This window comes from Labilibaculum filiforme (assembly GCF_002843315.1).
In the GTDB taxonomy this organism is placed as follows: Bacteria; Bacteroidota; Bacteroidia; order Bacteroidales; family Marinifilaceae; genus Labilibaculum; species Labilibaculum filiforme.
The window spans coordinates 423,617-436,023 of record NZ_MVDD01000002.1; the positions used below are offsets into that span (position 1 = coordinate 423,617).

General features: G+C 35.7%; 10 protein-coding genes. 5 read left to right on the forward strand and 5 right to left on the reverse strand.

The window, feature by feature from the left end; genetic code table 11:
- Positions 1–51: 51 nt before the first annotated feature.
- The 3 genes from BZG02_RS04350 to BZG02_RS04360 all read right to left on the reverse strand — a co-directional run bounded on the left by BZG02_RS04350 (position 52) and on the right by BZG02_RS04360 (position 3,162).
- Entirely contained in the window at positions 52–507 is a 456-nt protein-coding gene (locus tag BZG02_RS04350) for a DUF2062 domain-containing protein (protein ID WP_101260174.1), read from the reverse strand.
- Positions 508–584: 77 nt separating this feature from the next.
- Positions 585–1,697, reverse strand: a complete 1,113-nt coding sequence (locus BZG02_RS04355; protein ID WP_101260175.1) for an alanine racemase — start codon at positions 1,695–1,697, stop codon at positions 585–587.
- Between the two features lie 43 nt (positions 1,698–1,740).
- A complete protein-coding gene (locus BZG02_RS04360) occupies positions 1,741–3,162 on the reverse strand; it encodes a nicotinate phosphoribosyltransferase (protein ID WP_101260176.1) in 1,422 nt (473 codons plus the stop codon).
- A 177-nt stretch (positions 3,163–3,339) separates the two neighbouring features.
- Here BZG02_RS04360 and BZG02_RS04365 point away from each other — a divergent pair, with 177 nt between their 5' ends.
- The 3 genes from BZG02_RS04365 to BZG02_RS04375 all read left to right on the forward strand — a co-directional run bounded on the left by BZG02_RS04365 (position 3,340) and on the right by BZG02_RS04375 (position 7,786).
- A complete protein-coding gene (locus BZG02_RS04365) occupies positions 3,340–4,719 on the forward strand; it encodes an MFS transporter (protein WP_101260299.1) in 1,380 nt (459 codons plus the stop codon).
- Between the two features lie 153 nt (positions 4,720–4,872).
- On the forward strand, positions 4,873–6,312 hold the full coding sequence (locus tag BZG02_RS04370; protein WP_101260177.1) for an MFS transporter: 1,440 nt from the start codon (positions 4,873–4,875) through the stop codon (positions 6,310–6,312).
- A gap of 109 nt (positions 6,313–6,421) precedes the next feature.
- The gene (locus BZG02_RS04375) at positions 6,422–7,786 is read left to right on the forward strand and encodes an MFS transporter (RefSeq protein ID WP_180335631.1); all 1,365 of its coding nucleotides are present in this window, start codon (positions 6,422–6,424) and stop codon (positions 7,784–7,786) included.
- A gap of 326 nt (positions 7,787–8,112) precedes the next feature.
- Here the strand turns inward: BZG02_RS04375 and BZG02_RS04380 are convergent, their stop codons facing one another.
- Positions 8,113–9,093, reverse strand: a complete 981-nt coding sequence (locus tag BZG02_RS04380) for a DUF4097 family beta strand repeat-containing protein (protein WP_101260179.1) — start codon at positions 9,091–9,093, stop codon at positions 8,113–8,115.
- 441 nt (positions 9,094–9,534) lie between these two features.
- On the opposite strand from BZG02_RS04380, the gene BZG02_RS04385 reads away from it, so the two are divergent.
- Positions 9,535–10,206 (forward strand): ferredoxin--NADP reductase, encoded by a 672-nt coding sequence (locus tag BZG02_RS04385; RefSeq protein ID WP_101260180.1) that lies wholly within the window; start codon positions 9,535–9,537, stop codon positions 10,204–10,206.
- 68 nt (positions 10,207–10,274) lie between these two features.
- Positions 10,275–11,318, forward strand: coding sequence for a dual-specificity RNA methyltransferase RlmN (gene rlmN / locus BZG02_RS04390; RefSeq protein WP_101260181.1), 1,044 nt, complete (start codon positions 10,275–10,277; stop codon positions 11,316–11,318).
- Between the two features lie 50 nt (positions 11,319–11,368).
- On the opposite strand, the gene BZG02_RS04395 is transcribed toward rlmN, so the two are convergent.
- A complete protein-coding gene (locus tag BZG02_RS04395) occupies positions 11,369–12,388 on the reverse strand; it encodes a LacI family DNA-binding transcriptional regulator (protein WP_101260182.1) in 1,020 nt (339 codons plus the stop codon).
- Between the last annotated feature and the right edge of the window lie 19 nt (positions 12,389–12,407).

The window sequence follows — 12,407 nt, forward strand, 5'->3', positions numbered from 1 at the left end:
ACTGCGGGGTTTCCACTCCAATCCCTAACCCAATTGTTGCGAGCTTAAAAATTACAACTTACGGTACTTTCCTAAAATTAAATAAATAACCAAATAGAAAATCACACCAATCATTAATGCAAAAACGAATGATCCCAAAGCAAATTGCAGGTAATTTTCACCCAAATTCCTTAAATTCATCAAATCAGGTACCTCATTCTGAAATTCACCATGCAAAACAAGTGCTCCGGTCTGATAACCAGCTATTATAATTAGAGGAATTAAGGGAGGAATACTGCTGATATTCACAGTGATTAAAGCAAGCACTTTGTTCAATTTCAAAAGTAAAGCCAAGCTTATTGCAAGCACCGTTTGAAAACCCCAAGCGGGAGAAAATGCAAGAAATACTCCTAAAGACAAGGACAATGCGATAGTCACATTGGAAGTATCAACACAAGTAACTTCACTAACAATGGTATTTTTTACCTTATCTAACTTTAATCGTCGTAAAACTGATTGATAATTCATCCTCTTTATCTTTCTTCAGCAAACAAACCGTACTGATATTTTTTTATGATTCTCTGATAACTGGTAAGAATCACTTTCTAACTATTCATTGTCTCGATCCATTCCCCTTCCGTAGTCATAAAGCGCCTCATCAAATTGGCAGTCATGCACGAATGAACCGGCAATATCCCAATTAAATCGCCAATTCCGAATTCATCAAATAGTTCATCACTACAACGAATAATACCGTGCTCTTGTGAAAGACTTGCTAAAAATCCACCACCTAAAATCTCACTCCAACCATTATCAGTAATTCGAACAATACTTCCAAATAGCTTTGTTCCCTCATCATCGGCCTCTAAATATTCTTTAGAAAAATGTACTCCTCCACCATGAATAACCAATTCATTACGATCGATATTCCTTGCAATTACCGGACAAGCCATTGCAACAGCAATCTGATTCTCATCACAAGAACCCAATACGTATTGCATAATATCATAAAAAACAAAATTACCCGGACGAATCTCATCAATTCCATAAAACTCCTCACTAATACTACAAGCTGGCGTATCACCCAATGAGACTTGAATCTCCGGAATATCTTTACGAAAAACATCCTTCAATTCGTTCAATGCAAGTAAAGTTCTGCTATGATTTTTATGAATTTCTTCCTGATCGGCAGCCTGATAATTATGCCCGGTATGCGCCAAAAATCCCTTACAATCTAACTTGTCAGATTCCTTCATTAAATCCACCAACAAACAAATAGAACCAGTTGCTTCCGCAGGCACACCAGAGCGATGATAACCAGTATCAACTTTTATAAATACCCCAACAGCATGCTTTAATTCCAACTGCAAAAACCGTATCGTTTCCTGCGACTCCACGACTAAATTCAATTGAATTTTGGAAGCCAGTTCGTTAATCGAATCTATTTCGCGCACATTAATTGGAATTGCAAGCGTAATGTCTTTCCAACCAGCATTAGCAAAATAGACCGCCATTTCCATCGATGAAACAGCAATATCTTCTACTCCTCGTTCCTTAAACCATGCGCCAATTGCAGCCGATTGATGCGTTTTAAAATGAGGTCGTAAACGTGTATTATTTCGCTGTGCCTTGGCCAGCATCGATTCAATATTAGTAATGCATTTTGCCTTATCAAGCAAAAATGTAGGACGAATGATCTTAGCGTTTAAATTTTGCATCAAAAAATGGTTTTGAAATTTTACCCAATCAAAAATAACGAACTTACTCTTTTATTTTTGAGCGCAAATCCATTAAAATATGATCTCTTACACTTAGTATGTTTTCCGAGAAACCAACCTTATAAATGTGCGGACTAATAAATCGTTTGTGTTCATCAGGAAGCTGAGCAAAACGTTTCCTTACATAAGTATTAATTTCGACCGGAGATTGATTTTCAATTAATATCTCCCCATTTTCCATTACTTTACTCATCAATTCCTCACAGGCATAACCAGTAACATAAGTATGTTTATGTGTATGAAAAGGATGATATAAGCGATTCGCAGCTTCTTCATTCTCTAACAAAATTCCATCTCGAAAAAACATTCCCTCCTCATCGTAATATCGAATTAACTTCTTCTTTCCGGGCATGGTAATTTTTTCGATATTTTCGGATATTTTCAATCTTGGAATTCCATTATTTTGAACCAGCTTATAAACCCCATCCAAAGCTCCAGTATCTTTTCCTGTTACCAATTCGGTACCAATGCCATAACCATCAATGCGCGCTCCCTGATCGTTCAAACTTTTAATCACATATTCATTCAATTGGTTCGATGCGATGATTTTTACATATTCCAAACCTGCAGCATCAAGCATTTGGCGCGCTTTTTTACTTAAATATGCCAAATCGCCGCTATCCAAACGAATACCAATCATTTTATGTCCTTTGGCCTCCAATTCCTTTGCAACAATTATTGCATTCGGAACACCCGACTTTAATGTATTATAGGTATCTACCAACAAAACCGTAGCATCAGGATTAATAGCTGCATACCTGCGAAAAGCCTCCAACTCATAATCAAAACTCTGTATCCAAGCATGAGCCTGTGTGCCCGTAACTGGAATATCGTAATTAAATGCACTATATACATTCGAAGTTGTATTTGCGCCACCAATCACAGCCGCACGACTAGCATGTATTCCCCCCAAACCTTGCGCCCTACGCAAACCAAAATCAGCAAAATCTTTATCACCAATTACGTTTCTAATTCGACAAGCTTTGGTAGCAATTAACGACTGAAAGTTCAAATAATTCAAAAGTAAAGTTTCAATTAATTGAGCTTCTATAATATTTCCTTCAACTCTTACTAACGGTTCATTTGGAAAAACAATCTCGCCTTCCTTTACACTATGAATTGTAGCCGTAAACTTAAAATCTTTCAAGTATTCTAAAAACTCATCTTTCAATCCTGTTTTCCTCAAAAAATCGATATTTTCCTTGCTATACTCAAAGGTTTTTAATATTTGAAGCAAGTCGTACAAGCCAGCAAAAACAAGGTAACCACCTTCATAAGGATTGGTTCTATAATAGTAGTCGAAGACGGTTTGTTCCTCTTTTTTTCCGCTTAAAAAATATCCCTGAGCCATGGTAAGCTCATAGAAATCGGTATACAAACCTGAATTTTCTGTTAATGTGTTCATTGGATTAAATTAAATAAAATCTTGCTAAAGATAGGGATTATCTGCAATTCTGCCCAGAAATATGGAATCGATATGTTTAGATAAAACATGACATTTGCTTTTTGTTCCTATCAGGATTAATCTTACTTTAGCGCTCTTTATAAGATTTCTTAATCAACAAAAAACTTAAATATGGTAATGACAGAACAAATCAAAGCATCTATTCGGGATTCTAAGTCGGCTAGATGGTTTGTCCTAATCACAGTATCATTTTTGATGCTTACAGGTTATTTTTTCACCGATATCATGTCTCCTTTGCAAGGAATGTTAAGAGACCAAATGGGTTGGTCTAACTCATCTTACGGAACCTTTGCAGGATCTTACTCTGTATTAAACGTATTCTGTTTAATGCTCATTTTTGGAGGTATCATACTTGATAAAGCAGGTATTCGTTTTACAGGAACTTTCTTTGTTGGTGTTATGATTCTTGGTGCCTTCTTCAACTATTACGCCATGACCGACACATTTAATAATGGTGGTTTAGGTTATGATTTCCTTAATTCATTCCTAACAGATTATAAGCCTTCGTTAAAAATGGCTATGATTGGATATTCATTATTCGGTGTAGGAGTTGAAATTGCAGGTATTACTGTTTCCCGAATCATTGTAAAATGGTTTAAAGGAAAAGAGATGGCTTTGGCAATGGGACTTGAAATGGCTTGTGCTCGTGGTGGTATGCTAATTGCATTCTCGGCTTCTCCATGGATGACTGGAGCGGATAAAATTATTTCTCGTCCATTAGCATTCGGAGTAATTCTTCTAATTATTGGTTTGTTAGCTTTCTTTGTTCATAACATGATGGACAAAAAATTAGATGCAGAAGTTGCTGCAGATACCAGTATTGTAGAATCTGAAGAAGAATTTAAAGCCTCTGACGTATTTTTACTATTCAAAAATCCTGGCTTTATCCTAATTTCTCTTCTTTGTGTATTATTTTATTCTGCAATTTTCCCTTTTACCAAATTTGCTCCTGATTTAATGGTTCAAAAATATGGTTTTGCAGAAGAATTTTCAGGAATGATTGTAGGATTACTTCCAATTGGAACAATGATTTTAACTCCTATTTTTGGAGCTTTCATGGATAAAAAAGGATTATCAGCGAGTATCATGATGTTAGGATCTCTATTATTGATTTTCTCCCATATGATTTTTGCTTTCCTTCCTGGCAACACTATTTTTGCTTTTATTGCAATGATTGTTCTAGGCTTTGCATTTTCTTTTGTACCTGCAGCAATGTGGCCTTCCGTACCAAAAATTATCCCGGAATCGCGTTTAGGATCTGCTTACGCAATGATTTTTATGATTCAGAATGTTGGTCTGATGTTATTCCCAATGCTATTAGGATATGTTCTTGATCAATCTAATCAAGGATTAGCAGAAGGTGCACCTCTTGACTACACAAAACCAATGATGTTGATGGTTGGCTGTGGTGTTGCTGCTTTAATTGTAGCTTTCCGCTTAAGATCTGTTGATAAAAAGAGAGGTTATGGCCTTGATTTACCAAATATTCAAAAATAGATAATCCCTATTATATGATTATTAAAATCCACCTTTCGGTGGATTTTTTTTTGTCTAAATACTTAAAGATAACTTATTTGTTTATTTACGCATTAATCTTAATTTAGTATCCTATTAAACCAAAAAAATAATTTTAACCCTAAACTTATTGTAATGACAGATGCTATTAAAAAGTCTTTGAGAGATAGCGCAGGCGCCCGTTGGTTTGTGTTGATTCTCGTTTCGGTCACTATGCTTATTGCATATACCTTTATGGAAGTACTATCTCCACTCCAAACCCTCATTCAAAGTACTTACGGATGGAGCGGTACCGATTGGGGATTGGTTACAGGTGCACAGGGATACCTAAATGTGTTTGCATTTATGTTAATATTTGCAGGCATCATACTCGATAAGATGGGGATTAAATTCACTGCCATTGGATCTGGTTTAGTCATGATATTAGGTGCTATCGTAAAATACTACGCATTTGCTGGCAACTTCGAAATGGGTTCTACAATTATTGGAATCGACTCAAGAGTATTTATTTCAGCTTCTGGATTTGCAATTTTCTGTGTAGGTGCCGAAGGTGCTGGAATTACAGTATCAAGAATAATCGTAAAATGGTTTAAAGGAAAAGAAATGGCACTTGCTATGGGTACAGAGATGGCCTTAGCACGTTTAGGTTCTTTCCTTGCATTATTTGGATCTCCACGTATTGCTAATGCATTTAGCATTCCAACAGCGGTATTAGTGGGAACTCTTGCATTGTGTATCGCTTTAATTCTTTTCATTGTTTATTGTATAATGGATGTCAAATTAGACAAACAAATAGATGATGAAGTTGAAGAAGAAGAACCTTTCAAGATTTCTGATCTACTGGTAATTATTAGAAGTAAAGGATTCTGGTACATTGCTATTCTTTGTTTATTATTCTATTCTGCAGTTTTCCCATTCTATAAATTCTCTTCCGGATTAATGGTGAACAAGTTTGGAGTTGATCCTTCAACAGCAGGAGATATTCCATCCATCTTACCTTTTGGTACTATTCTATTGACTCCTTTATTTGGATATATCTACGATAGATATGGTAAAGGTGCTTCTATCATGATTTTGGGAGCAGTATTATTAGTCATCGTTCATACTATTTTCTATATACCCGTTTTAACAGAGCCTTCGGTAGCAATTTTTGCTGTAGTTCTATTGGGAATTGCTTTTTCATTGGTTCCTTCAGCAATGTGGCCTTCAGTTCCAAAAATTATTCCTGAAAAACAATTAGGTTCAGCATATGCACTTATTTTCTATGTACAGAATATTGGTCTCATGTTAGTTCCTATTTTATTAGGAGTTGTTTTGGATAAGACAAACCCAGGTGTGAACGAGAAAATTGAAAATGCAATTGCAAACTTTAGAGCTGAAGGTATTCCTGCCGGAGATATCTCAGCAAAAATTCAAACGCTTAGAGAAACTGGTGAAATTCCAATGTTTGACTACACTACTACTTGGTTAATTTTTGTTGCATTAACTATTCTTGCAACTATATTTGCCTTTCTGTTAAAAGCAGAAGATCGCAAAAAAGGATATGGTCTTGAACTTCCAAACATTCAGAATTAATATACTACTTCATAAATTTTAAGCCGTCTTTCGAGACGGCTTTTTTTTTATGCAGTCTCGTAAAGCTTTCGTACTTTCGAAAACAATTGAAAACAAACACTTGAATTACATGACTAAAACTAAACTCCAAAAATCACTACGAGATTCTGTTGTAACTCGTTGGGCAATGTTACTACTTGTTGGCTTTGTTCTTGCTGCCAACTACTATTTTTACGATGCCCTTTCGCCCTTAAAATCAACCTTAACCAAAGAGTTTGGTTTCACAAGTACCGATTTTGGCACCTTTGTATCTGTCTATTCCATTCCCAACGTATTTTTCCTAATGGCTGTATTAGGAGGAATCATTCTGGATAAACTAGGCATTCGACGCACAGGTTTCCTATTTGTTGCCTTTATGGCTTTCGGCGCACTGGTAACTGCCTATGGCGCTAGTGATATATACATAAATGATGGATTTGGATATGCATTTATGTCTTCGTTTTTACCTGGATATTCTCCAGAATTAAAAATGATGCTTCTAGGCCGATTTCTATTTGGTTTAGGGGCTGAAACCAGTATTGTTGTAATTAGTAAGATCATCGTTAAATGGTTCAAAGGAAAAGAATTAGCATTTGCTTTTGGCGTCAAATTAGCATTTGCTCGAACAGGTTCATTTTTAGCATTTAATCTTTCTCCTGTACTCATAGAATCTCAATCGGGATGGACATTGGCCATTTGGTTTGCGGCATTTTTAGTACTTGCCGCCTTGCTCGTATTCCTAATTTATATGCTATTTGATTTGAAACTTGACAAACAGGTGAAACAAGAAGGATTATTAGCGAGCACTGATGAATTTCACATTTCCGACATCACGAAATTACTCACTAATCGTTCATTCATATACGTTACACTCTTGTGTTTAACTTTTTATTCAGCAGTATTCCCATTTCTCTCCTTTTCATCCGATTTCTTTCTCAATAAATTTAATCTTTCGATCAAAGAAAGTGGTTTTATTTCGTCCATGCTGCCAATTGGAACCATGATATTCACTCCTTTATTTGGTTTTTTTGTTGATAAATATGGAAAAGCAGCCTCATTAATGATTTATGGATCGATTATTCTAGTTGTCGTTCACCTTACCTTTGCTTTCACCAATTTATCGCCATACGTTTTGATGGTGATACTTGGACTCGCATTTTCTTTAGTACCTGCATCCATGTGGCCATCAGTTGCGAAAATGGTTGATGAAAAAAGAATTGGTTCCGCCTATGGTTTAATGTTCTCCGTTCAAAATCTTGGATTATGGGCATTTCCAATATTGGCCGGAGTCGTTTTAGATTCTACAAACCCAACAGCTGCTGAAACATTAGATTATACTTACACAATGATCATGTTTGCTGGCTTGGGAATTATAGGTTTGGTTTTCGCACTCCTATTAAAAAGAGAAGATAAAGTTTCGGGTTATGGCTTGGAATTACCATCCAATAGTAAATAGAATTAAATAATTTACCTGATTAAGAGCTGTCTTTCGAGATGGCTTTTTTTGGCGAGATAAAATGTAACAAAAAGAATGGAGAGTCTACACTGCAGACTCTCCATTCAAGAAAACCAATTAATTATGCTATTAAAACCAAAATCCTGGGACACCACTCCCACTATTTGGGAAATCATTTAATAAATAATTTCGAATATAGAATAACAATCACCAGACCACAAGCAACAAATCATTCACAATCTGCAACTTATCGTAAAACACCTTTCTTTTTGCTTCAAAAAAGTGTACGTATCCATCACACCTAATGTACGTTTTCGAACAAAAAGCTACTTGAAGCTTTGATTTCCAGAACTCGTTTTAGCATGAATCCAAATTTTGCCACTTTTAATATACAAATCATCCTCCCCACTTCTATTCCCTGCACGAAGGGATCCCGAGGATGCTGCAAGATCAAAACTTAACTGCTCGAAATCATTTAAAAAGGACATCGTTACGTCTCCCGAAGTAGATTTAAAATAAGATTCTCCTAACAAAACCAGGCCTTGTCCGCGCAAACTACCCGAACTACTCAACATATTTAAAATTGTTTTCGAATTAAGAATCTCCACATCTCCCGATGAAGAAATAGTTTTAACTTGTCCTTCTATTTTATCAAAATCCTGATCTCCAGAAGAAGTTCGCGACGAAATATCTCCAACTACATTTACCATTTCAATATCGCCTGAAGTGGAAATACATTTTACATTTCCGATTACTTTATTCGCTTCCTGATTACCAGAACTAGATTGCAAGCTTATATTACCTCTTGTTTCGGATAAACTAATTTCTCCCGAACTTGTAATCACCTCCATATTGGAGCATATATTTTTTACATTCACATCGCCCGAGGAAGCGCTAATTTTTAAATAATCAGAGGTAAGATTTTCACAAAAAACATCTCCAGAAGAATTTTTCACAATCACCTCCGTTTTTAGCGGCACTAAAAATCGTAAGGATGCATCAATATTTCCCCATATGTTTCTCGGTGATTCTACCCAAACCTTTAGGGTATTTCCTTCGAGCCGGTGATTTATTTTATAGGAATTACCTCTTGTAGATGTTCCTTTTATAAGACCTTTAAACTGCACATCCTCGCGATTTTCCCCGAAAAGGGTAAGCTCACAAAATCTTCCTTCCACCACAATCCTTTTTACACCATCATAATTTGCCTTTTCATCGGCAAAAACCGTTTGAGCAAAAGAAGGAAGCGAAAAAAGAAACAGGACAAGAAGTAATAAATTCTTTTTAATTAAGTGTTTAGTTTTCATATGATTATAATTTTAAGTTTTTGCCATATGGAACTTATCATGCTGGAATAATCATCTCCCTGTGTGTTAAAACACCCTTGTCATGGACAATTCATATGTTTCTAATTTTTAAGATTTATCGTAATACAACCTGGTTTGAATAAATGAATGGAAAAGCGTTTACTTCCTACAATTTTTCAAAATTAAACTTGTAAATTACTGTTCGAGAAAAATTCTCCAACCATATTAAATAAGACGCCATAAGTACACTAGAAGTTACAACAAAGGAAATATTTTGATTTTAATGTAATTTAGAATCTTTTTAAATAATTTATTACCTTTGCCTTCGGATAAATAAATTACACCCGCTAAACAGAATTTTAATAGCTGAAATTAGAAATAACTCAGCTCGTAAAAATCTTATGATAGTTCAAAATAAATAGTAATCGTATCAATTAATATATGGAATCACAAATAGATCAAAAAAACAAACTTTCCACCACAACCGTACTAGAAAACAAAGCAATTGCTCCTGGTGTTTATGTCTTAAAATATAAAAAAGTAAAAAGTTTTAGAGCTGGACAATACATCGGATTAACTACCGATTTAAGCGTAACACCGCGCCTATATACCATAGCTAGTGGTGAAAACGACACCGAAGTGCAGGTATTATACAATTTAAAAGACGATGGTTGGCTAACTCCAAGACTTAGTGAAATTAAACCCGGCACCCAACTTTATGTCACCAATCCCGAAGGCGATTTTACTGATGATGCTTCACCAGCATGGTGGATTGCATCGGGCACCGGAATTGCACCTTATGCAGCAATGTTTCGTTCTGGTCTGATTAAAAATAAAACTCTAATTCATGGAGGAAGACACAATCAGTCCTTCTATTTTGAAAAGGAATTTCTACCTGCTTTTAATGAAAATTATATTCGTTGTTGCTCACAAGATGAAGGCGAAGGTTTGTATCATGGAAGATTAACACGATATTTGCAGGAAGTAAAAGAACTACCTGCAAATTGCCGTTACTTTTTATGTGGCAGTCCTGAAATGGTAGTTGAAGTACGCGATCTTTTGATTAAACGTGGAGTTGAATACGAAAGAATTGTAGCTGAAATTTACTTTTAACGCAAAAAAATTTACAGAAAACAAGCCTATTACAAGCCTCTATTTCTCTGTAATCATAAAATAAAATAATGGTGAAAGATACCCTTTTAGGAAAAACGTTAGAGGAACTGATTCAAATTGTTAATGAATTAAAACTTCCGAAATTTACAGCGAAGCAAATTGCCGATTGGTTATACAAAAAAGACATTACTAGTATTGAAGAAATGTCGAACCTTTCCTTAAAAGCAAGAACTGCTTTAGAAGAGAAGTACGAACTTGGTATTACAGCATCCACAAAAATGCAAGTTTCGGTAGATGGGACAAAAAAATACCTTTACCCCACCGCTCACGCTCATAAATATATCGAAACCGCTTATATTCCTGATCTGAAACGAAATACCCTTTGTGTATCCTCTCAGGTTGGTTGCAAAATGGGCTGTTTGTTTTGCATGACTGGCAAACAAGGTTTTCAGGGACAACTATCTAGTGGCGAAATAATTAATCAAATTAGAAGCTTGCCCGAAAGAGAGCACCTAAGCAATATTGTTTACATGGGAATGGGAGAACCATTGGATAATGTTCCCGAACTTATGAAATCATTAGAGATATTGACTTCGGATTATGGAATGGCGATGAGCCCAAGAAGAATCACCGTATCTACAATTGGGATTATTCCTGGAATGATCGAATTTCTTAATCATAGCGAATGTCATTTGGCAGTTAGTCTGCATACCCCTTTCGAGGACGAAAGAAAAAGATTAATGCCCGTTCAAAATGTATATCCTATAAAGGATGTTTTAAAAATAGTTCGCGATTTCGATTTTGGACTTCAACGAAGAATTTCTTTCGAATACATCATGTTTAAGGGAATTAACGATACTCCTGCACACGTAAAAGAGCTATGCAGAATATTAGATGGAATTAAATGCAGAATTAACTTAATTCGTTTTCATCCAATTCCCGATACTCCGTTAGAAGGTTCTGATGAAGCTACCATGGAAGATTTTAAGGAACAACTCGTGAAAAAAGGAATTACCACCACAATAAGAAGATCCAGAGGATTGGATATTTTTGCTGCTTGCGGATTGCTTTCCACGAAAGAATTGGTGAAAAAACAAGAAGAAGACTTCTAAAAAAAAATCCTGCTTAAAGTTAAGCAGGATTTTTTTTATTTCTATTTTTCTTATCTATCGCTTGATGTTCTAACAATTAAATCGGCATGAACAACAACCTCTTTTATGGCTTTCGCATTAGGCGTTTTTTCCATTTGTTCAAACAATAACCTTGCCGCTTCGCGACCAACTTCTTTTGGATTTTGATCCATGGTAGAAACCGAAGGTTCCATATAGCGTGATCTACGGCTATTTGAAAATCCTACTACTGCAAGATCTTCTGGAATTCTAAGCCCTAATTCTTTTGCTGCAGCAATTGCTCCAATCGCCATATCGTCGTTAATAGCAAAAATAGCATCTGGACGATTTGATCGACTCAATAATCCCAATGCCAAGCTTTTTGCATCTTCAACAGTAAAATCACAACGCGAAATTAAAGTCTCATCAAGAGGAATTTTATTGTCCTCCAAAGCTTTTTTATAACCTCTTAGTCTGTTAGTTCCAAATAACATGAACTCTGGACCAGTCATAAAAGCTACTCGTTTTGCTCCACCATTAATTAAGTGAGTTACTGCTGTGTGAGCTGCAGAGGCATCGTCAGCCACTACTTTCGATACTTCTAATTCTTTAGAAGTTCTATCGAAAAGCACCATTGGAACTCCCAAATCTTGTATTTTGTGAATGTGATCGTAGGTAGTTGTAGCACGAGTCAACGATAGAATAATACCATCCATTCTCATATTCAAAAAACCGTTCACATTTTTCTCTTCTTTCTCAATCTTCTCATTCGAAGAACTAACAAACACCTGATAATTGTGCTCATCAGCAACCTGCTCTATACCTTTCACCACGGTAGCGTAAAAAGAACTCACAATTTGAGGAACAACAACACCAATAGTATTGGATTTTTGTGTTTTTAACGCAACAGCCAATGGATTTGGCTGATACTTTAGTTCCTTAGCCAATTTCTGAACTGCTTCTCTAGTGGTTAAGCTAATTTCGGGATTGTTCTTTAGAGCACGTGATACTGTGGAAACGGAAATACTTAGTTTCTCAGCAATATCTTTAATGGTTACAGGTCTGTTTGCCATAGTCTTATTTTTAGAATCT